The sequence below is a fragment of the Candidatus Symbiobacter mobilis CR genome (assembly GCF_000477435.1).
In the GTDB taxonomy this organism is placed as follows: Bacteria; Pseudomonadota; Gammaproteobacteria; order Burkholderiales; family Burkholderiaceae_C; genus Rhodoferax; species Rhodoferax mobilis.
The window spans coordinates 1,471,309-1,492,004 of record NC_022576.1 but is presented as its reverse complement, the minus strand read 5'-3'; the positions used below and the strand labels follow the sequence as shown (position 1 = coordinate 1,492,004).

Annotated in this window: 17 protein-coding genes and 1 pseudogene; 11 read left to right on the top strand and 7 right to left on the bottom strand. The window is 56.9% G+C overall.

Translation table 11 applies throughout. The annotated features are described in order from the left end of the window. The first annotated feature begins 183 nt into the window (after positions 1–183). From CENROD_RS06150 to CENROD_RS06130, 6 genes are all read left to right on the top strand, one after another. Positions 184–927: a glycosyltransferase family 2 protein gene (locus CENROD_RS06150; protein ID WP_022772757.1), complete on the top strand. Its 744-nt coding sequence runs from the start codon at positions 184–186 to the stop codon at positions 925–927. Further along, a complete protein-coding gene (locus tag CENROD_RS06145) occupies positions 927–1,805 on the top strand; it encodes a glycosyltransferase family 2 protein (RefSeq protein ID WP_022772753.1) in 879 nt (292 codons plus the stop codon). Before CENROD_RS06150 ends, CENROD_RS06145 begins: the two co-directional genes overlap by 1 nt. Beyond that, positions 1,757–2,935, top strand: coding sequence for a glycoside hydrolase family protein (locus CENROD_RS06140; RefSeq protein ID WP_187292342.1), 1,179 nt, complete (start codon positions 1,757–1,759; stop codon positions 2,933–2,935). The genes CENROD_RS06145 and CENROD_RS06140 overlap by 49 nt, the downstream gene beginning before the upstream one ends. A 164-nt stretch (positions 2,936–3,099) precedes the next feature. Then, entirely contained in the window at positions 3,100–3,702 is a 603-nt protein-coding gene (locus tag CENROD_RS14495; RefSeq protein ID WP_151194596.1) for an acyltransferase, read from the top strand. 105 nt (positions 3,703–3,807) lie between these two features. Continuing rightward, complete coding sequence (locus CENROD_RS06135) at positions 3,808–4,863, top strand: glycosyltransferase family 4 protein (RefSeq protein WP_187292341.1); 1,056 nt, start codon at positions 3,808–3,810, stop codon at positions 4,861–4,863. Positions 4,864–5,084: 221 nt separating this feature from the next. After that, entirely contained in the window at positions 5,085–5,852 is a 768-nt protein-coding gene (locus tag CENROD_RS06130; RefSeq protein WP_022772738.1) for a WecB/TagA/CpsF family glycosyltransferase, read from the top strand. Between the two features lie 70 nt (positions 5,853–5,922). On the opposite strand, the gene CENROD_RS06125 is transcribed toward CENROD_RS06130, so the two are convergent. From CENROD_RS06125 to CENROD_RS06110, 4 genes and pseudogenes are all read right to left on the bottom strand, one after another. Continuing rightward, positions 5,923–6,489: an anthranilate synthase component II gene (locus tag CENROD_RS06125; RefSeq protein ID WP_187292350.1), complete on the bottom strand. Its 567-nt coding sequence runs from the start codon at positions 6,487–6,489 to the stop codon at positions 5,923–5,925. Positions 6,490–6,609: 120 nt separating this feature from the next. Then, positions 6,610–6,789, bottom strand: a pseudogene (locus CENROD_RS14565) (addiction module antidote protein); the annotation flags it as partial. 28 nt (positions 6,790–6,817) lie between these two features. Continuing rightward, a complete protein-coding gene (mazF, locus tag CENROD_RS06115) occupies positions 6,818–7,159 on the bottom strand; it encodes an endoribonuclease MazF (RefSeq protein ID WP_022772727.1) in 342 nt (113 codons plus the stop codon). Then, positions 7,159–7,401 carry an AbrB/MazE/SpoVT family DNA-binding domain-containing protein gene (locus CENROD_RS06110; protein WP_022772723.1) on the bottom strand — a complete coding sequence of 81 codons (243 nt, stop codon included), beginning with the start codon at positions 7,399–7,401 and terminating at the stop codon, positions 7,159–7,161. The genes mazF and CENROD_RS06110 overlap by 1 nt, the downstream gene beginning before the upstream one ends. Positions 7,402–7,680: 279 nt before the next feature. On the opposite strand from CENROD_RS06110, the gene CENROD_RS12465 reads away from it, so the two are divergent. After that, positions 7,681–9,513: a DNA translocase FtsK gene (locus tag CENROD_RS12465; protein ID WP_022772720.1), complete on the top strand. Its 1,833-nt coding sequence runs from the start codon at positions 7,681–7,683 to the stop codon at positions 9,511–9,513. Positions 9,514–9,639: 126 nt separating this feature from the next. On the opposite strand, the gene CENROD_RS06100 is transcribed toward CENROD_RS12465, so the two are convergent. Both CENROD_RS06100 and CENROD_RS06095 read right to left on the bottom strand, forming a co-directional pair. Further along, entirely contained in the window at positions 9,640–10,398 is a 759-nt protein-coding gene (locus CENROD_RS06100) for a Fic family protein (protein WP_022772716.1), read from the bottom strand. A 1-nt stretch (position 10,399) separates the two neighbouring features. Beyond that, entirely contained in the window at positions 10,400–11,995 is a 1,596-nt protein-coding gene (locus tag CENROD_RS06095) for an AAA family ATPase (protein ID WP_022772712.1), read from the bottom strand. Between the two features lie 300 nt (positions 11,996–12,295). Between CENROD_RS06095 and CENROD_RS06090 the strand changes: the two genes are divergently transcribed. Together CENROD_RS06090 and CENROD_RS06085 are read left to right on the top strand one after the other, a co-directional pair. Next, positions 12,296–13,459 (top strand): AAA family ATPase, encoded by a 1,164-nt coding sequence (locus CENROD_RS06090; RefSeq protein WP_022772704.1) that lies wholly within the window; start codon positions 12,296–12,298, stop codon positions 13,457–13,459. Continuing rightward, complete coding sequence (locus CENROD_RS06085; RefSeq protein ID WP_022772700.1) at positions 13,456–14,058, top strand: hypothetical protein; 603 nt, start codon at positions 13,456–13,458, stop codon at positions 14,056–14,058. The genes CENROD_RS06090 and CENROD_RS06085 overlap by 4 nt, the downstream gene beginning before the upstream one ends. Before the next feature lie 37 nt (positions 14,059–14,095). Here CENROD_RS06085 and CENROD_RS06080 read toward each other — a convergent pair whose 3' ends face one another. Then, the gene (locus CENROD_RS06080) at positions 14,096–15,694 is read right to left on the bottom strand and encodes a P-loop NTPase family protein (protein ID WP_022772696.1); all 1,599 of its coding nucleotides are present in this window, start codon (positions 15,692–15,694) and stop codon (positions 14,096–14,098) included. Positions 15,695–16,094: 400 nt separating this feature from the next. Here CENROD_RS06080 and CENROD_RS06075 point away from each other — a divergent pair, with 400 nt between their 5' ends. After that, positions 16,095–19,490 carry a site-specific DNA-methyltransferase gene (locus CENROD_RS06075; protein WP_022772689.1) on the top strand — a complete coding sequence of 1,132 codons (3,396 nt, stop codon included), beginning with the start codon at positions 16,095–16,097 and terminating at the stop codon, positions 19,488–19,490. A 4-nt stretch (positions 19,491–19,494) separates the two neighbouring features. Further along, complete coding sequence (locus tag CENROD_RS06070; protein WP_022772685.1) at positions 19,495–20,688, top strand: AAA family ATPase; 1,194 nt, start codon at positions 19,495–19,497, stop codon at positions 20,686–20,688. Positions 20,689–20,696 lie beyond the last annotated feature (8 nt).

Here is a 20,696-nt window from a genome sequence, read left to right as displayed (position 1 = left end):
GACCCCAAGCGCAGTGTGCGGGGGTACCAGCGTGCATAGCACATCCCCACTCTACGCCAAGAAATTCCATTGCGGATTGTGCTGCCGACGGGAAGTTGGTCGGAAAGTAGGGTGTGGAGCTGATGCTTATGGGGGGGCGTGGGGGACTCCAGATGTATCCGTCTGGGTGGGAGAATGGCCGATATGCAAGTCTCTGTCATCACCTGCACGTACAACAGTGAGCCGTTTTTGGCAGACTCGATTGCTTCCGTGCTTGCTCAAACCTATCCAGATATCGACTACCTCTTCGTCGATGGGGGTTCCACAGACGGGACGTTGCAGCGCATTGCTGCCATCGAACGGCCTGTACGTGTCGTGCATGAGGTGCGTGGGGGGATCTCGCACGCAATGAATGTCGGGTTGTCGGAAGCTACAGGGGATGTCATCGCATACCTGCACTCGGATGATTTTTATCTCGATGGCGCTGTGCTGGCCAAGGTGGTGCGCGCCATGGAACAACACGACGTAGGCTGGTGTTATGGGAGGATCGAATCCCTGCGTGAGCAGAAACGGATGCCTGAAAATTTTGTTGCTCCTCGTTATTCGGCACAGTGTTTATTGCGAGGCAACTTCATTCCTCACCCCGCAGCTTTCGTGCGGCGGGACTGGCTGGAGCGGGTAGGGGGCTTTGAGGAAAACCTGCGGTACGCGATGGACTACGACCTGTGGTTGAAATTGGCTCGACTGGGGGCGCCATACGAGTTGGATGAGCCACTGACGGTTTTTCGGGTTCACCCAGGCAGCCTGTCGTCGGCCAACCGTCTTGCTGCCTTGCGGGAAGACTTGGAGGTTCGGCTTGCACACTGCGGCCGACGGCCCTGGCTGTGGCTGGAATCGTGGCTGCGCTATGGGGTGCGGCGGCACCGCATGATCCGTCAGGGTCTGTGATGCACATCTCCCTGGTTCTGGCCACGGTGCATCGCCGCGATGACGTGGTGCGTATGCTGGATTCGCTCGTGCAGCAGACGGAAAAGGGTTTCGATGTCATCCTCGTCGATCAAAACCCTGATGACCGTTTGTCCAGCGTCGTCGAACGCGCCGTGGCGCAAGGGTTGACCATCCAGCATGTGCGTATGACGGTTGCCAACCTCTCGCAGGCACGGAATCTTGGGTTGCGCCATGCGCAGGGAGATGTCGTCGGATTCCCTGACGACGACTGCTGGTACGAGCCGGATACGGTGGCGCAGATTCGGCGGGCATTTGCTGATCGGCTTGGGCTGGGGGGTGTGGTGGCGCAGTGGGTGGAACAGGCTCAAGCACGTGGCAAAACGTCTGTGGGGACTTTGTCGTTGCAGGCGTGGCGCAGGTTTCGGGGGGGTGATGCGAGTTCTATCTCCCTGTTTTTGCGCCGGGAACTGTTGGACGGTCTGAAAGGCTTTGATGAGAGGCTGGGCGTGGGGCAATGGTATGGATGCGGAGAGGAAACCGATCTCGTACTCCGTGCGCTCAGCGCGGGGGCATGCATTGAACATATTCCACAGGCACGGGTACACCATCTTTGGTCTGCTACGCCATCCAGCCTATGGTCGAACCAATGCCAAGGGGCGTACATCCGTGGCCGGGGGGCAGGTGCGCTCTATGCCAAGCATCGTTTGGGTGCATGGGTCGTGTGGCGGGGGTTGTTGGCTCCGGTGTGCATCCCCTTGCTGCGGGGACAGGTGCGTACGGCGGTGGTGGGTGCGTGTACGGCGCTGGGCAGGCTCGAAGGTTGGCTGCGATGGATGATCCAGGAAAGGGGCACAGAACCATGCAAAAAAGCTGGCTAAAGCGGTGGTGGTTTGCGGTCGCTGTGGCGGCTGCGGTGGGGTGCGGTATAGGGTGCAGTGCGGCGAGTAGCGCCAAAGATGCGATGGGGCCGATCCCTTTGAGCTATTTCGGTTTGCATCTTCACCGTGCGGATCGGGGCACAGCCTGGCCCAATGTTCCCTTTGGAAGCTGGCGGCTGTGGGATGCCGGCGTAACCTGGGCGTATTTGGAACCCAAGAAGGCCTATTGGGACTTCAGTCGGCTGGATCGTTATGTGGCGATGGCGTCGATAGCGAATGTGGATATCGTCCTGCCGCTGGGCGCCAGCCCACAATGGGCGTCGGCACGGCCCTACGAACCCAGCGCCTACCAGCCAGGGTGGGCCGCAGAACCGGCGCAGATCGAAGACTGGATTCGCTATGTGCAAGTCATCGGCAACCGCTACCGGGGGCGGATTCGGCACTATGAGATATGGAATGAACCTAGCGACAAAGCGCATTTTTCCGGTGACATTGATGCCATCGTCCGGCTGACGTGCGAGGCCAAGCGGGTGTTGCACCAGATCGACCCGACGATTGCCGTTGTGTCTGCCGCTTCTGCTGGCGGGGGTAAGCACATCGAGTACCTGGATCGCTACTTGGCGGCGGGGGCCAACAAGTGCGTGGACATCGTCGCGCACCATTTTTATGTCTTTCGCCAAGGCCCCGAGGCAATGGTTCCCTTCATTCGTCAAGTCCGCCAAGTCATGGAAAAAAACGGCGTAGGGGACAAACCCTTATGGAACACGGAAACCGGGTGGTGGCTGGCCAACGGCGATGGCACTCCCGACCACCCCATGGTGGCCAAAGGGGGCTGGAAGAAACTGGAGTGGTCGCAAGAATCCGGCGATGTACTGGAGCGTGCGCTGATGCTGGCGCGTGCGGAGGGCGTGGAACGTTTTTACTGGTATGGATGGGATAACCAATATGGACTCGGCATGATCGAACCCACCTCCGGCAAGCCCAAGCCTATCGTGGATCGTTGGCGCAGCGTTGTCCAAGAACTGCAAGGCGCCACAGGCTTGCGTTGTTCCCAGCGGGGCCGGGAATGGACATGCAGCTATACCCGGCGCGATGGTCGTTTGCAGCAGCGAACGTGGTTAATGCCGTGAAAGAGTAGGTGAAAGGTGACATCGTTCCTGAGTTGGGTGGTGTTTGTATTATGCGAAGCATCGAAAGTAGTATCGCCATTGGTAAAAGAATTGAATAATATATTTGTGTTTAATCGTTGAGAAAATGAATGACATATTTTTGTGAAATAATTATTTAAATTTTCATGATGTTTACAATTTTGCGACGTTTTCAGACATACATCCTGACTTCTGGCAAGAAAAGTTATTTGTGTCATGGTCGTGACTTGCATGTTGGATGGGGTACACGCCTTTGGGCACCAAAGTCGATTAACATTGGAAACCATGTATATATCGGGAAACAGGTCCATATTGAGGCAAATTGTGATATTGGCGATTATTGCTTGATTGCGAACCGTGTTGCCATCATTGGTCGAAACGATCATGACTTCATGGCAGTTGGTTATCCTGTTCGTTATGCACCATGGGTGGGTAGTCTGCGTATGCAAAACACGCATGTCAATGAAAAAGTTGTGATCGAATCCGATGTATGGATTGGGTTTGGAGCTATTTTGCTAACGAAAGTTACGATAGGAAAGGGCAGTGTAGTCGCAGCAGGTAGCGTCGTAACGTGCGATGTTCCTCCTTACTCTATTGCTGCCGGAGTTCCCGCACGGGTCATTGGCCGACGGTTTGAAGATGATACATCCATCGTATTACACGAATTGGCGATAAAAAATGGAAAATTCACATTTTCTGAACGAGGGTATGATTATTGTGTAATCCAACCTGCATTATTAAATCAATGAATGCTTGCGATGAAAAAGGTAGTCATTCTTCAACATCGTCTCCTTCACTATCGCGTTGCTCTTTTTGATCGTCTTCGACAAATATGTAGTGCCCAAGGTATCGAGTTGGAGTTAGTACATGGGCAAGCTACAAGACGAGAAAAAAATAAAAAGGACGAAGGCCAACTCCCCTGGGCGCACCGGGTAGTCAATCGATTTTGGGAAGTGGGGGAACGGGACTGGGTTTGGCAGCCTTTGCCGCCTGGGCTGCGCAGTGCCGATCTGGTTATCGTGATGCAGGAAAACCGCATCCTTTCCAACTACCCCGTGTTGATGCGCCGCCTAGGGTCGCCTACGAAGGTGGCGTACTGGGGGCATGGCAAGAATTTCCAGAGCGACGCACCGACTGGCTTGCGCGAGCGGTGGAAATCGTGGTTGATGCATCGTGTCGACTGGTGGTTTGCTTACACCGATGCGACGGTCGATTTGCTTGCGCAGGCAGGCTATCCCGCGCAGCGCATCACCTGTTTGGACAATGCCATCGATACAACCAGCTTTCGCCGTGATCTGGCATCTTGGGCCGATGCTGACGTAGCGCAGGCTCGGCGGGATATGCATATTCCGCTGGATGCGCCGGTGGGGCTGTACTGTGGATCGTTGTACCCGGACAAGCGGCTCGATGTCCTTGTCGATGCGGTGGATCGGATCCGGCAACGTATGCCGGGGTTTGTGTTGCTGGTCGTCGGCGATGGGCCGGAGATGCCTTGGCTGCGCGAAGCTGCGGCAACCCGTGCGCATATCCGGCCAATGGGAGTGCGCACGGGCCGGGACAAGGCTCTGTACTTTCGGATGGCCGATGTGGTGCTCAACCCTGGGTTGGTGGGGCTGCATATCGTCGACGCATTCTGTGCGGGGCTGGTGATGGTTTCTCTTCGCGCATCAAGACATTCGCCGGAAATCGCCTACCTACGCGATGGAGATAACGGCTTGCTGACAGAGAACGATGTCAGCGCCTACGCCGATGCAGTCCTACAACTACTGGCCAACCCCCAGCGTATGCAGCGTATGCGCACGCAAGCACTGGCCGATGCAGACCGCTATACGCTGGACAACATGGTGCGACGCTTTGCGCATGGCATTGCTTCTGCGTTGGAAGCACCGCCGTACCGGCGGGGGGTGTAGGGAACGTCCAAAGCAGTACGGCAAGTGGGTATCACGACGCTGGGGCGGTTTTGCGTACGTCCTACCTCCTTCTTCAGCATTAGAACGGCGCGAGAACAGCACAAGAACAGCCAAGGTGCCTGTGCGCTGCGTGTGTTGTGGTGTATCAGGCGTAACAGTGCAGTACCGGGCAGGTGTAACAATTTGCAACTTGTTCCAACCCAGCCTTCTTTGTCTTGTCCATGACTACTCCCCACCGCACCGTTGCCCGTGTATTGAGCTCCCCGATCGACGTCATTGACTGGGATACGGCGTTGTCTCGCGTGGCGGAATGGGCGGATCGGCGCGAAAGCCGCTACGTCTGCTTTTGCAATGTGCATTCTGTCGTGACGGCGGATAGCGATTTGGTTTTCAGCCAGGTCATTGCCCGTTCGGACATGGCGCTGCCTGACGGCGCTCCCGTGGCGTGGATGCTGCGCAAACAGGGTTTTGCCGGGCAGGAACGGATCAATGGGCCGGATTTCATGTGGCGCTATCTGGCTCAAGCGTCCGAGCGCCAAGAAAGTGTGTACCTCTACGGCAGCAGTGCGCGTACCGTCGAAACGTTGGCAAAAAAGCTGCGTGTTGCGTTCCCGGGGCTGGTGATCGCCGGGTATTCCTGCCCGCCGTACCGTGCGTTGACGCTCGAAGAAGACCGCGACATCATCGACAAGATCAATGCTTCCGGCGCGCAGACGTTGTGGGTCAGCTTGGGATGCCCCAAGCAGGAAGGCTGGATGGCCTCGCATCGCGGCGAAATTCGCGCCGTGATGCTGGGGGTGGGGGCTGCGTTCAATTACCACTCCGGTCAGATCAAGCGCCCGCCGCAGTGGATGCAACGCTATGGGCTGGAGTGGCTGGGGCGGCTCGCGGCCAACCCCATCCTGCTGTTGCGCCGGTACCTGAGCACCAATACCTGGTTTGTACTGGCCGCTGCGGCGCAGCTCTGGCGTGCTCGGCCTAGCCGCTAGGGGCTAGCCGCTGGCATCACAGCGGTCGATTGCAGTGGTTGCGGTATGGCCCGAATCCAACAGGGCTGTATCAAATAGACAAAAAATTCCTCAGCAGCGCATGCCCGTGCTCTGTCAGGATGCTTTCGGGGTGGAACTGCACCCCTTCGATGGGGTATTGCGTATGCCGAACGCCCATGATTTCCCCGTCGTCGGTCCATGCCGTGATCTCCAGGCATGGCGGGCAGCTTGGGCGGTCGATCGCTAGCGAGTGGTAGCGGTTGACCGTGAACCGCTCGGGCAGCCCGGCAAAAACGCCTTGCTGCGTCGTGGTGATGTCGCTCGTTTTGCCATGCATCAGTTGTTGCGCACGGACGATATTCCCCCCGAATGCCGCGCCGATGGCCTGGTGCCCCAGGCATACCCCCAGCATTGGAACCCGGCCAGCCAGGCGGGTGATCGTCCCCACCGAGATTCCGGCTTCCGCAGGGGAACAAGGCCCGGGGGAGATGACGATCCTGTCGATTTCTCCAGCCTCCACCCATGCGGCGACTTCATCGACCGTCGCTTCGTCATTGCGCACCACCCGCACCTGCGCGCCCAGCTCGCCTAGGTATTGGACGATGTTGTAGGTAAAGCTGTCGTAGTTGTCGATCATCAGCAGCATGGTTGTCGGTCCGCAGGGGTTGATGGTGAGGGAATGCGTGGATAGTCCATGAGGGTTTGCAGGGCAGGTGGATGCAATCGCGAGGCAGTTTGGGCCTGAATTTGGTCCAGCCTACGCATGATGCGCCACTTGGGCCACCAGCTTCACACCCAGCGCCGCGCAAACCCGGGCAATGGTGTCAAAGCGCGGCTGTGAATTGGGGCGCAAGGCTTTGTACAGGGCTTCGCGGGTCAGACCGCTGGCTTTGGCAACCTCTGTCATGCCTCGCGCACGGGCAATGACCCCCAACGCATCTGGAATGTAGGATCATCGTCGTTCCTCATGAAATCTGCAACAAGGCCTTCATCTTTGCTTTGACATGCAGTATCACATCGGCGCTGACGACAGATTTTCTTTTGGCCTGCCGGACCTTCCAGTCGAGGGATTTCACTTGATCTGAAAGCACCGCGCAATCCACGCCATCGACCTTGGTGACGACTTCGAAGGGGTGCCCTTTGATCTTGGTTGACATTGGGCAACACACCATCAGTCCGGTTTTCCCGTTGTAGCTTGCTGGGCTGATGACCAACGCAGGCCGGTGGCCGGCCTGTTCATGCCCAGCCTGTGGATCAAATTCCAGCCAAACCACTTCGCCTGTATCGGGGACATAAGCACGTGGCATCAGAGTGCCTCATTGCCAACGGGCGAACCAAAGCTGACTTCATCGTGAGCATTGGTCGCATTGATGCCACTGATGAGTGCATCAAGGTCATATTCAACTTTTTCAGATGGCTGAATGATGATGCGACCACGCGAGACGATCAAATCGACCTTCTGCTCCAATTGATAACCCGCCTCCCTCAAAACGGTGGTTGGCAGGCGCAGGGCGGGGCTGTTACCCCATTTGCGAATGACTGCTTCCATAGATGCCTCCTGAAATGTTTCTACATTGTAGACACATAGAAGCCGCTTCGCAAGTAGCCTTGAGCCATCTTTGGAAACGCATGTTCAGATGAATCACCACGATCTCAAGGGCCTTTTCCCACCGCCGCGCAGCCGTGTTCCGATTACACGCTCGCTTCCCGTTCGGCACCAGAAGGAAGTGGGCCATTGACGAACGTCTGTGTGCGGAGGTGCCGCGGTATCGGCGATCAATGAAATCGTAGGCCAGAATACCGACCACAAATCCGGGAAGGTACGAATATGGAATTGCAAAAGGGTCAGCGGATCAGCCTGGCGCAGGTGCTGGACCTGCATCAACCGTTCGTAGTCGGTATGCAAACCCCTGTACCCCAGGGTGAGGTGGATGGCGCTTGCTTTGGGCTGGATGGGAACGGGCGGGTCGCGGACGAGCGTTACGTGACGTACTACAACCAGCCGATGACGCCATGCGGTGGCGTACAGCTTGCCTCCCCAAGGGGGGATCAGGAAGGTTTCGAGCTGCTGCTCGACGCAGTGCCTGCGCATATCGTCCGGTTCCTGTTTGTAATGACCGTGGATGATGAATCCAGCTTCGCCGATATGCGGGGCGGCCATGCACGGCTGCTGCAGGGGGATTGCGTGACCGCGATTTTTCGTTTGGATGGCGCTGCGCTTGCTGGGGAAAAGGCGTTGATCTTGTTGGAGATCTACCGCAAGGATGCCGATTGGCGGGTGGCTGCGGTGGGGCAGGGCTTTGCGGGCGGCATGGCGGATCTGGTCACCGAGTTTGGTATCCAGGCCCAGTCTTCGGATGCCAGTGTGACATCGCCGCCCATTCCACCGTTGGCGTTGCTGGGGCCGGATTCCATGGTGACGACTGCCGACGATGCAGACAGTCTCCAACAGCAGACGGACGCGATCGAAAGAACGTTGGAAGGTTTCAAGGTGAAGGCCACCGTGGTGGGCACGGAGGTGGGTCCCATCGTCACGACCTTTGCGCTACGTCCCGCGCCGGGGGTCAAGGTTTCCCGCATCCGCAACCTGGAGACTGACCTGGCGCTTGCCTTGTCGAGTCCTGGACTCCGGGTCGATCCGATGTTTCAACATGGCGTGATCGGTATCGAAATCCCCAATCGGGAACGGCAGGTCGTGCCCTTGCGCAGGCTGCTCCAAGCGGGGTCGCCCCGCCGGGCGCACGACAAACCCCTGCTGTTGCCCATCGGAGTGGATGCCCGGGGCAATCCCCAATGGGAGGATCTGGAGGAACTGCCCCACCTGCTCGTCGCTGGCACCACCCGTTCCGGCAAGTCCGTGGCGCTGCATGCGATGCTGGGGGCGGTGTTGTTCGGCGCGCAGCCCAGTCAGGTGCGGTTGTTGCTGGTAGACCCCAAAGGTTCCGAATTCACCATCTACGATGGGATTCCGCATTTGCTGGCGCCCGTCATCACCCAGACGCGCCAGACGATGGCTGCCTTGGGGTGGCTGGTTGGGGAGATGGAGGCCCGCTATCGCCACATGGCCAGCCTGGGGGTGCGCAATCGTGCAGGGCTGCAAATGCTGGAGGCCAGACGTTCGCCCCAAGACCCGGCCCCGGCGGTCGAGGTGCCCCCGCTGCTCCTGCTGGTGATCGACGAACTGGCTGACCTGATGCTGCAAAGCGGGAAAGCCGTCGAGGAGCCCCTGGTGCGTCTGGCCCAGATGGGGAGGGCTGCGGGCATCCATCTAATTTTGGCTACCCAGCGGCCCTCGCGGGATGTGTTGACGGGACTCATCAAGGCCAATATGCCCGCGCGTTTGGCGTTCCGGGTGACTTCCAGCATGGAGTCGCGAATCATTCTGGACGAGCAAGGTGCTGAAAACCTGCTTGGCAAAGGGGATGGCCTGCTGCTGGTCCCGGGGAATCACTCCCTGGCGCGGGTGCAGACGCCATTTGTGACGGAGGCGGAGACGGAAGCGGTCATTCGTTTTTTGAAGCGTACAGGAACACCGAATCCGGCTCCAGACTTGCTAGAGGTTTTGGCGAAGGCCGAACCATCCTCTTTACCGAATGGCTGGTCCAGCCAGCGTGACCCGAATTCTGGATCGATGAGGGATGACGATAACGATGAGGATTGAGGCGGCAAAGGATGTTGCATGCCCAATACGCAAAAAATTTTGCGATACGGTTCGCCTCGAACTTGATTTCTGAGGTGATCGCTGCATTCCCCAATGCGGAAACCGTTCACGCAACTTTGCGTGATCTCATCGCAAAATCGCCTCCGCTTCCGGGTGGCAGCCGACGAGGAACGCCATCATTGCTGTCGCATCTTTCGACAGATAAAAACGAACCATCTTCTCGTTGAATTCCTGCGCCTTGGCGGCGGGAACGCTGATCGCGTCGATCCCCTGCGACATGAGCACGCCGTTCATCATGAAGCGCGACGTGCGTTTGTTGCCGTCAAAAAAGAACTGCTGCAATGCACCGAACAGAAAGAAGGCTGTTGCCCGCTCGAATGGTGCGCACGCTTGCAGCGCGGTCACGCCTTGATCGAATACCTGGTTGAGTTCTGGCGCGCCGGGCCGCGTCGGCAAAGGGGTATGACGCCCACGCTCACCCAGTCCCACGTCCGGGGTGTAGTTCGTCTCCTGGCCTTCACCACGAAACACGCCCCATTCCAAGGCTTCATTGCGGGCAACGATGCTGTGTAGTTCCGTGAACACCGGCTTGGAAAGCGAAAACTGGCCGCTCTTGACCATGACCAGCAGTCGCTTGGCGCTCTGCGCCAGATTCAGCACCTGTTCCTGATCGGAAATGTTGTGGCCGCCGACGGTAATGCCGTCCAGCAGCGTCTTGACCTCTGGAAAAGTGAAGGGGTTGCCTTCCAGCATTGAAGCGTCCCAGACGAACTCCGGCAGCATCTTGTGGAAGCGGAAGCAAACCCGTTCTATCGAGTACACAGGAACGGAAGTCGGAACGATAGAACGATCCCATTCGAAGCCAAGAACATTCAACAAAGTCATGTTACACCCCCCACACCACAATAGTTCGTAGCCCTTCGGTGGCTTCGGATTGCCATATCCGTTCTTCCCAGGTCTTGCCCGGCCTTCTGTCAAAAAGAACCAAATGCGCTTCATGGGCGCCACATTGGTCGGCATACCCTGCCGTTTGGGTGATTCCCTGTTTTTGTAATGTGTCCAGGCTTTGGTGGTCGTGGACGATTTTGATTTCTATCACCACGCGCTGCACTGGCCCCAAATAGCCTTGTTGTATATCCACCGGCCATTCCAAAAACAAATCGGTGCGTTTTCTTCCCAGTCCATATTCGCGGCTGATTCGCCCGCCGCCGTTGACGATGCGCTGTAGAAAAGCCTGCAACAACAATTGCGGGCCGGCTTCTTTGTAGTCGTATTTTTCCAGCCAGGCATCCGCGTTTTCCCGAAAGAATTGTTGGAATGCACGAAGCAATTTGGGCAGTTTGAGCCGGCGGTTTTCATCCAGATACCAGGGTTGTTCGTGGGTGATGCGGGTTTGGGCGATCCAGGTCAGTTCCCGTGGGATGATTTCCTGGTAAATGCGGTTGGCAATGCGCAATTGGGGGCGGGTGATGACCAAGCCCATGTCTTCGACGTACTGTTGATCATCGGTGGTGACATCAATGTTTGTCGCTTCCCCCTGCAACAGCGCCGCGACGATGCCATGCACGCGGGGTTCCCGGAGTTTGTCGGTGAGCTGGTCCAAATGCGTGGCCCGGCTTTGGATCAACCGCTCGCGGGCTGCTTTGTACCGTTCCAGCGTGATCGGTACCTGGGGGTTGCGTGCTTCGCGGTCCTGCCACGTCACCTCATACCCCAGGGCGTTGACCAGCCACGGCTGGCCTGCTGTGTCCTGCCAGAGTTCCGGGTAGATCGCAGGGTCGATGTGCTGGCCGGTGGCGTCCTGATGCTGTTGCCACAGTTCCCGCGTTTCCTGTTCGCTCAGATTCCCCAGCCGCAATGACACGGCTTTGATGTTGAATGCTGACCCGCCGGTGATGATTTCATGGTGCGCAGTGTGGATGCGGTAGTCGCGAACGTCCCGAACGCCGCACAAAATCATCGCTTGCGGAAAGGCTTCTGGGCGCTGCGCATAGCCTGCACGGATTTGGCGCAGCAACGAAATCAACGTATCGCCGACCAGCGCATCGACTTCATCGAGCAGCAACACCACAGGCCGGTCACTGGTTTGTGCCCAGTGGGAAAGCAGCGCCGTCAGCAGCTCGTTGGGGTCCATGTCCTTGTTCTGACGCAGCCATGCGGAAAGCGCGGTGTCTTGGATGTAATACGCCGCCTGACGAACCAGCGCCTGGGTGATTGCGGACAACCCGCTTGCCACATTGCCCCGTGCGGTTTGCGCTGCCGCAATATTGGCGTACAGCGCACGGTATGTTCCCTGCGCATTCAAATAGTGCATCAACGCGAGCAGCGATGTGGTCTTGCCGGTTTGACGTGGGGCGTGGAGGACGAAATACCGCTTGTCGGCAATCAATGTCTCGATTTCCGGCAAGTCGATGCGCGCCAGCGGGTCGATCAGGTAATGGTCTGCGGCAATGCTGGGGCCAGCGGTGTTGAACTTTTTCATCGGTGCATGGTAACTTTTGCCGATACGTTGCTGGATCGGCTGATAAAAAACCACCAGCGTTGTACGCTGACCGGAACGTCGATGCACAGAAATAATCGGGCCGCAACAGGGAGAATCGACGACCAAGCCAACCCGGTCAGGGGGAACATCCGGCGGCCTGGTAGGGGTTTATGAAAAAAATCTCAAGCACAACACCGACCCCTTGGTTACGCCTCCCAGAATCAGCGGTCACATTGCTGGAATATGCGACAGCGAAGGCCCATATCACAGCGAACCATTGCTGCCCAAAAGGACTGAAAGATGTTGGTCACCCGAATCAAACTGAAAAACTGGCGCAATTTCCGCGAGGTGGATATTCCCCTCGGGCCCAGGGCGTACCTGATTGGGGCCAATGCCTCGGGCAAGTCCAACCTGCTTGATGTTTTTCGGTTTTTGCGCACGCTGGCACAAACGGACGGCGGTGGGCTGCAGAAAGCGATCAAGGAGCGTGGCGGGCTGGGCAAGATTCGCAGTCTGCACGCAAGAAAAGACCCGGGAGTGCGCATTGAGGTGGAGATGACAGACTCCACCCCTGATCAACCCACGGCCTGGCGCTATGTGCTGGCCATCAAATCGGAAAGTACTGGCTTACACAGGGCGCTGGTATTACACGAATCTGTAGAGTGCAATGGCAAGGAAGTTTTTACCCGCCCCAACCCCGAAGACCAGGCAGACCCTGACCGCTTGACGCAAACCCACCTGGAACAAATCAACAATAACGCAAGTTTCCGGCCTTTGGTGGAGCATTTATCAGGCACAACGTATTTGCATCTGGTACCCCAATTGTTGAAGTTCAGCGACGAAATTGGTAGCCGAATGCTGGAGAGCGATCCTTTTGGGCAAGGATTGATGCAACGCATCGCCAAAACACCCACCAAAACCCGTGATGCACGACTCCGCCGCATTTCCAGTACTTTGGCCAAAGCTGTGCCGCTGTTTTCAGCATTGCGCTTTGAACAAGACGCTGTGACGGGGTTATGGCACCTGGCGGCCAACTTTTCCCATTGGCGTGGACATGGTGCATGGCAAAAAGAAGATCAGTTGTCTGATGGAACGCTGCGCTTGATTGGCTTGCTGTGGGCATTGCAGGAGGGTGATGGCCTGTTGTTGCTGGAGGAGCCGGAACTGTCGCTCAACGACGGTATCGTGGCACATATCCCCTTGATGATCGACCGTATCCTGCGTGACCGCAAAAAACGCTTGTCGCCACGGCAGGTCTTGGTCAGTACGCACAGCGCGGTACTGCTCACCGAGGTCGCTGATCCACAGGCCATGTTGCTGATTGAGCCGGGTGCCAATGGTTCAACGATTCGTGTACCTGACCCCGATGAATCGAATGCCATGGCACATGGGCTTCATCCGTCCGAAGTCCTGCTACCCAAAACTCGACCGCAAGCGCTGGAGCAGTTGGGTCTTTTTGCATGAAGCGCATCCTGGTGGTAGGTGAAGATGCCTTGTGTTGTGCGCTGGGAGAACGCCTGGTAGCGGCTGGTTTGCCCGGTTGGAGCTTGGCGCGAACATCGATTGATACGCAAGGTGTGACCAAGCTCAAGCCCGCTTTGCCTCGGTACATCGAGCAGGCCAAGTACGTTCAGCCTGTGCTTTGTATCGCCGATACCGATGGCCAATGTGCTGTGGCGCTTCGCTCTTCATGGTTGCAAGGCGTTGACCCTGATCGCTTCGTTCTGCGACTGGCACAGACCGAAGCCGAAAGCTGGCTGCTGGCCGACCGCGAGGGTTTTGCCCAGGCACTGGCGGTACCGCTGAACAAATTGCCACACCATCCTGATGCAGAACCAGACCCTAAGCGATTGATACTGAACCTGATGCGGCGTTCCAAAGTTCGGATGTTCCGCGACGAAGTGATTGCTGCGACCGACCCCGGTAAACCGGGCACGGGGTACAACCTGCATCTGGGAACCTTTGTCCGCAGCCATTGGAGTGCCTGGCGTGCGGCGCGGTATTCCTCCAGTCTGGCGCGAGCGCTCCAAGGTGTTCAAGCCTTGGACGTACATCAGGGGTAGATCGTGCGCGGCGTTGCACTGGAATACCCGGCAACGCCTACACCCCCCACACCACAATAGTTCGTGGCCCTTCGGTGGCTTCGGATTGCCATATCCGTTCTTCCCAGGTCTTGCCCGGCCTTCTGTCAAAAAGAACCAAATGCGCCTCCTGGGCGCCGCATTGGTCGGCATACCCTGCCGTTTGGGCAATTCCCTGTTTTTGTAATGTGTCCAGGCTTTGGTGGTCGTGGACGATTTTGATTTCTATTACTACGCGCTGCACCGTCCCCAAATAGCCTTGTTGTATGTCCAACGGCCATTCCAGAAACAAATCGGTGCGTTTTCTTCCCAGCCCATATTCGCGGCTGATTCGTCCGCCGCCGTTGACGATGCGCTGTAGAAAAGCCTGCAACAACAATTGCGGCCCGGCTTCTTTGTAGTCGTATTTTTCTAGCCAGGCATCCGCATTCTCCCGAAAGAATTGTTGGAATGCACGAAGCAATTTGGGCACATCAATCCGGCGGTTGTCGTCCAGATACCAAGGTTGTTCGTGGGTGAGGACGACTTGCGTAGACCACGTGAGTTCGCGGGGGATGATTTCCTGGTAAATGCGATTGGACAAAGCCAACATCGGCTTTTGGCGTACCAATCCCAAGTCTTCGACGTATTGCAGGTCGTCGGTCGGGAATTGTTCTGTCACTGCTTCGCCTTGCAACAACGCCGCCACGATGCCATGCACGCGGGGTTCCCGGAGTTTGTCGGTGAGCTGGTCCAAATGCGTGGCCCGGCTTTGGATCAACCGCTCGCGGGCTGCTTTGTACCGTTCCAGTGTGATCGGTACCTGGGGGTTGCGTGCTTCGCGGTCTTGCCACGTCACCTCATACCCCAGGGCGTTGACCAGCCACGGCTGGCCTGCTGTGTCTTGCCACAGTTCCGGGTAGATCGCAGGGTCGATGTGCTGGCCGGTGGCATCCTGATGCTGTTGCCACAGTTCCCGCGTTTCCTGTTCGCTCAGATTCCCCAGCCGCAATGACACGGCTTTGATGTTGAATGCTGACCCGCCGGTGATGATTTCATGGTGCGCAGTGTGGATGCGGTAGTCGCGAACGTCCCGAACGCCGCACAAGATCATCGCCTGCGGAAAGGCTTCTGGGCGCTGCGCATAGCCTGCACGGATTTGGCGCAGCAACGAAATCAGCGTATCGCCGACCAGCGCATCGACTTCATCGAGCAGCAACACCACTGGGCGGTCACTGGTTTGGGACCAGTAAGCAAGAAGGCGCGACAGAATGTCTCCTTCTGGGATGGATTGCCCCTCTCGTCCCAGCCATTCGACCAACCGGTGGTCTTGCAGATACAGCCCCGCCGCATGGGCCACTGCGCTGCCGATGACGGCCATTCCCGCCTTCACATCCCCGCGCAATGCTTGCGCTGCCTCGATATTGACGTACAGCGCACGGTATGTTTCCTGCGCATTCAAATAGTGCATCAACGCGAGCAGCGATGTGGTCTTGCCGGTTTGACGTGGGGCGTGGAGGACGAAATACCGCTTGTCGGCAATCAAGGTCTCGATTTCCGGCAAGTCGATGCGCGCCAGCGGGTCGATCAGGTAATGGTCTGCGGCAATGCTGGGGCCAGCGGTGTTGAACTTTTTCATGGGCGCATGGTAACTGTTCAAATGGTCATTTTTCCATCGGCTATGCCGAGCATGGAAATATCTCCATAAAGCACAAAACCTTGGCAATGAGAAACATCTTTTTTCTATGGGATGTATTGGCTGCCATGATGCAAAGCCTATTTTGATTCATGCTTTCCAAGCTGGGTAGCATCCCCCCCTAAACAGGCTACGTTATCTAGCTACGTTATCAGGCATACGATATGCGCACATATTTTTTGGGAATCTAGTGCCATGCAAGGAATATGCGCCATGCAGTTTTACAATGAACCGCGCTGCCCAATACTTTCCATTCCCTAATCCCATTCCTGTACCCACCACCTGTCGGCCAATGTCAGACCACTGGCCCAACGCGCACAATGGGTATACCAAGAAGGCATCCATGAGCGATCCCGACACACCACCAACCCATCCCGATCCGCCCTTGACCGAGCTGCTGCTGGCCCTGGTGCACTCTGACGGCAGCCCCATTGGCAACACCACACTCCAACGTGCGCTGGAAGCCAAGCTCGCCAGCATGGGGTGTACGCCACTCACCGAAGGCGCTTACTGGCAGGCGCATGCCGCCCTTGTCACACAAGGTCTGCTGGTCAAGGGCCAGGGGCGTGGCGGCTCGGTGCGGCGCGCTGCACCGCCAACACCACAGGCTGATCTGGCGGATGGCGCGGATGCATTGGCGCTGCATCCCCAAGCTGTACCGGAGGTCGTCGCCCAAGCCGCCACCCTGCCAGCAGCCACAGCAGCGGTGCAAGCGCCCATGCCACGTGTTGCCACGGTAGCGCAGATCATTTCTTATCGCCATGCGGACAAAAGGGTGAACAACCCCGAAGTGGGCATGGTCTCGCCGGCCACTGACCCTGAAGCGGGCAAAAACCGCTGGGCCTACGACCCGCATCTGGACCCTGCCTTGCAGTTTGACCCCCAACGTACACGCATTGAGGCGTTGATTGATGATGCGTTGGCATCGGAAAACCCGTCAGATCTGCGTGATGCGCTTCAGGAATTGAAGCGATTGCAGCGCCCCTATTTGGACTGGGCAGGCAAGGCCGAGCGCACCAGTTTTGACATCGACACCGTCAGCCTGCACGTGCATGAGCGCATCGACCCTGCAAGCATTTTGTCTGCCGTGCGCAAAGCCATGGCCGCCAACGGGAAAGGCCAGGGTGCGATAAAAGCCATGCAGCAAGCCATACAACCCGGTTTGTTTGATGCGCCGTTTGAAAACCTGCCGCTGCGCGATGCAATCGATTTTTACCGCCACGAGCGCGGATGGGCGAATCGGTTGATTGCCGGTGACAGCTTGCTGGTCATGAACAGCCTGCTACAAAAAGAAAGCATGGCTGGAAAGGTGCAGATGATCTACATCGACCCGCCCTACGGCATCAAGTACGGCAGCAATTTCCAGCCTTTTGTAGGCAAGCGCGATGTCAAAGACCGCGCAGATGCCGACCTGACCCAAGAACCTGAAATGATCAAGGCGTTTCGGGATACCTGGGAATTGGGGATTCATTCGTACTTGACCTATTTGCGGGATAGGCTGCTATTGGCCAAGGAATTGCTCAGTGAGACGGGAAGCGTGTTTGTCCAGATTTCGGATGAAAACTTGCATTTGATACGAAATCTTCTGGATGAAGTTATGGGTGAAAGCAACTATTGCTCAACCATACAAGTTCAAAAAACAGGCAGTCAGGAAGGCGCACTACTCGGCGCTACTGTTGATTTTTTGGTTTGGTACGCCAAGGATAAAAGTCACGTTAGATATCACCAACTCTATTTACCTCGTCAAACTGGCGATAAGTCTTTAACGCGCTATGACCAAGTTGAGTTTCCAAGCGGCGCATCCCGGCGATTCACCAAAGCCGAACATTTAGACCCATTTAGTAAACCGGTAGGCAGAGCCTACCAGTTTACTAGCTTAATCTCTGATGGTCAGTCAAATACGGGACAGGTGTTCACTTTCCATAGTCGTGAGTTCCAACCAAAGTCCACATCGCATTGGAAAACATCTGTGGCTGGACTCGACCGCGTGGCGAAAACAGGAAGGATTTTTGAGGCTGACACCACGATTCGGTACAAACGATATCTTGATGATTTTCCAGTCGTACCTGTCGATGACCACTGGGAATCCATGCAAATCGGTAAGGAGTTGACTTACGTCGTCCAGACCGCAGACAGGGTCATCGAACGCTGCATCCTAATGACCACCGACCCCGGTGACCTGGTTTTCGACCCCACCTGCGGTAGCGGCACCACCGCGTATGTCGCCGAAAAATGGGGCCGGCGCTGGATTACCTGCGATACCTCTCGCGTGGCCGTCACCCTGGCCAAGCAGCGGTTGATGACCGCCAGCTTTGACTATTACGCGCTGAAATACCCGCACGAAGGATTGAAAGGCGGCTTTGTCTACAAAACCGTTCCGCACGTCACCCTCAAAAGTATTGCCAACAACCCTGAGATCGACACCATTTACGGGCGGCTGCATCCGGGCATCGAGGCTGCGCTGGCGAACTTCAACGCGGCGCTGGCAGCCTGTCCACCCACCCGGCCGTTTGTGGTGACCGAAGGCGTTCGCAAAGGGCAAAAGCTGGTTTTTGGTATGTCACCCCCTTTGCCTGCTTGCGGGAGAGGGGTGGGGGGTGAGGGCGAAGCCGAAGGCACCGCGCTGCTGGAATGGGAAGTGCCTTTTGATTTCCCTCCAGACTGGCCTGCATCCATCCAGCCTCTATGGGCTGCCTTGCACGCCGCACGCCAAAAAATGCAGGCGGAGATGGATCGTTCCATCGCCGCACATGCCGACCAGGAAACCCTGTTCGACCAACCTGAAAAGGCCAAAGACAAACTCCGCATCACCGGCCCGTTCACCGTCGAGGCCGTTCCATTCCCCAGCGTCAAATCGCTGGATGAGGCCAGCGGTCCGGAACAGGCCGATGCGAGCATTGCCCGCACGGGGGAGAGCGGACGCCAGCACCAGTGGCGTGACGAATTGCTGAAAACAGGCATTCGCGGCAAGGGCGGACAGAGGTTGCAATTTGCCGATCTGGAAGCACTGCCTTCGGCCGACCGCATCCGCAACCTGCACGCCAGCGGTCACCTGGACACGGGGGAACGGGTGGTGGTGAGCTTTGGCCCCGAACATGGGGCACTCGAACCAAGGCAGGTCAGCAATGCGATGTACGAGGCAGGCACCTTGTTCCCGCTGCCCAAAATGCTGGTGTTTTGCGCCTTTGCCTTCGACCCCGAAGCCGCCAAGGATATCGATGCCATCCAAGGCATTACCGCCTTGAAAGCGCAGATGAACACCGACCTATTGACCGAAGACCTGAAAAAAGCCCGAACCAGCAACCAGAGCTTTTGGCTGATGGGACAGCCTGAGGTGGAGGTGCGCCGTGTATTTCTCCCCTCGCCCGCAGGCGGGAAAGGGGCAGAGGGGGAGGAAAAGTACTATCAAGTCGAAGTCCACGGCTTTGATTACTTTGACACCGTGAAAGGGGAACTGGTCTCTGGTGGCAAAAACAACATTGCGATGTGGGCGCTGGATACCGACTACGACGAACGCAGCCTGTTCCCCAAACAGGTGTTCTTTCCGATGGCGGGCAAAGGCGAAGGCTGGGAAAAGCTCAAAAAGGATATTCGCGCCGAATTGGATGAATCCCTCTTGCAGGCATTTCATGGCACGGTGAGTCTGCCGTTTGCGGCGGGCGACAACCGCAAAATTGCCGTGAAGATTGTGGATGACCGGGGAATCGAGTCGCTCAAGGTTATGAATTTGGAAGGGTGAAATGATGCCAATAGAGTCGATACGATTGAAAAACTTTCGGGCATTTCAAAATGTGCATCTGAAAAACATTCCCAAGTTTTGTGTTCTGGTGGGTGCCAACGGCACTGGCAAAAGCACCCTGTTTTCCGTGTTCGCTTTTTTGCGTGATGCCATGACGACCAATGTCACCGCTGCATTGGGGCGGCTGGGCGGCAGCAGAGGGCTGGCAGAGGTGCGAAGTCGGGGGAGCATCGGGGCCATCGAGATTGAAATCAAACTCCGCGTAGAGCTGTCGCAAGGACGATCGCGGTTGATGACTTACGAGTTGCACATTGACGAAGATCACGGGCAACCTGTCGTTGTGAAAGAGGTGTTGCAATACCGGCGTGGCAACCGTGGGCGGCCCTGGCGGCTTCTGGATTTTGCGTATGGCAAAGGGGAAGCTGTTACCAACGAGCTGGAATCCGTGACGGAGGAAAGTCTGCTTCAACGTGAACAACAAACGCTGAAAAGCCAGGACATTCTTGCCATCAAAGGGCTGGCGCAATTTGCGCGTTTTCCAGCCGTGGTGGCCCTGGGCAATTGGATTGAAAACTGGCATTTGTCTGACTTTCATATCAGCCGTGCGCGCCCCGAGGCCGATGCAGGCTATGCCGAGCACTTGTCACGCGAAGGTGACAACCTGTCTTTGGTCGTAGCGTATCTGCACAAGCACCATCCAGGTGTATTCAACGACATACTGGAACGCTTGCAACGCCGTGTACCGGGTGTGACACAGGTTGAAGCCAAGACGACCGAAGAAGGCCGGGTGCTGTTGAAATTTCAGGATGGCGCTTTTCAAGACCCGTTTCTGGCCCGTTACGTCTCTGACGGCACGATCAAAATGCTGGCTTACCTGGTTTTGCTTTATGACCCCCACCCCTATCCCCTGTTGTGCGTGGAAGAGCCTGAAAACCAGATTTACCCTTCTTTGTTGTGGGAACTGGCCGAAGAATTTCGCGCTTATGCGCAACGTGGTGGGCAGGTTTTCCTCAGCACCCATTCGCCTGATTTTTTGAATGCAGTGGAACTATGCGAAGTATTCTGGCTTGTGAAAGACAAAGGCCAATCGCAAGTGCATCGTGCGGCCGATAACGAACAACTCTGCGCCTATATGCGAGAAGGCGACCAGATGGGCTATCTTTGGAAGCAGGGGCTTTTTCCAGGGGCGCAGCCGTGACAGGGCAT

Coding starts and splice junctions, on each gene's coding strand:
- CENROD_RS06085 (WP_022772700.1), top strand. CDS start 13,456: ATGAAGCGCATCCTGGTGGTAGGTGAAGATGCCTTGTGTTGTGCGCTG.
- CENROD_RS12465 (WP_022772720.1), top strand. CDS start 7,681: ATGGAATTGCAAAAGGGTCAGCGGATCAGCCTGGCGCAGGTGCTGGAC.
- CENROD_RS06110 (WP_022772723.1), bottom strand. CDS start 7,401: ATGGAAGCAGTCATTCGCAAATGGGGTAACAGCCCCGCCCTGCGCCTG.
- CENROD_RS06125 (WP_187292350.1), bottom strand. CDS start 6,489: ATGATCGACAACTACGACAGCTTTACCTACAACATCGTCCAATACCTA.
- CENROD_RS06100 (WP_022772716.1), bottom strand. CDS start 10,398: ATGACTTTGTTGAATGTTCTTGGCTTCGAATGGGATCGTTCTATCGTT.
- CENROD_RS06130 (WP_022772738.1), top strand. CDS start 5,085: ATGACTACTCCCCACCGCACCGTTGCCCGTGTATTGAGCTCCCCGATC.
- CENROD_RS06140 (WP_187292342.1), top strand. CDS start 1,757: ATGGATGATCCAGGAAAGGGGCACAGAACCATGCAAAAAAGCTGGCTA.
- CENROD_RS06150 (WP_022772757.1), top strand. CDS start 184: ATGCAAGTCTCTGTCATCACCTGCACGTACAACAGTGAGCCGTTTTTG.
- CENROD_RS06080 (WP_022772696.1), bottom strand. CDS start 15,694: ATGAAAAAGTTCAACACCGCTGGCCCCAGCATTGCCGCAGACCATTAC.
- CENROD_RS06070 (WP_022772685.1), top strand. CDS start 19,495: ATGCCAATAGAGTCGATACGATTGAAAAACTTTCGGGCATTTCAAAAT.
- CENROD_RS06145 (WP_022772753.1), top strand. CDS start 927: ATGCACATCTCCCTGGTTCTGGCCACGGTGCATCGCCGCGATGACGTG.
- mazF (WP_022772727.1), bottom strand. CDS start 7,159: ATGCCACGTGCTTATGTCCCCGATACAGGCGAAGTGGTTTGGCTGGAA.
- CENROD_RS06095 (WP_022772712.1), bottom strand. CDS start 11,995: ATGAAAAAGTTCAACACCGCTGGCCCCAGCATTGCCGCAGACCATTAC.
- CENROD_RS06075 (WP_022772689.1), top strand. CDS start 16,095: ATGAGCGATCCCGACACACCACCAACCCATCCCGATCCGCCCTTGACC.
- CENROD_RS14495 (WP_151194596.1), top strand. CDS start 3,100: ATGATGTTTACAATTTTGCGACGTTTTCAGACATACATCCTGACTTCT.
- CENROD_RS06090 (WP_022772704.1), top strand. CDS start 12,296: ATGTTGGTCACCCGAATCAAACTGAAAAACTGGCGCAATTTCCGCGAG.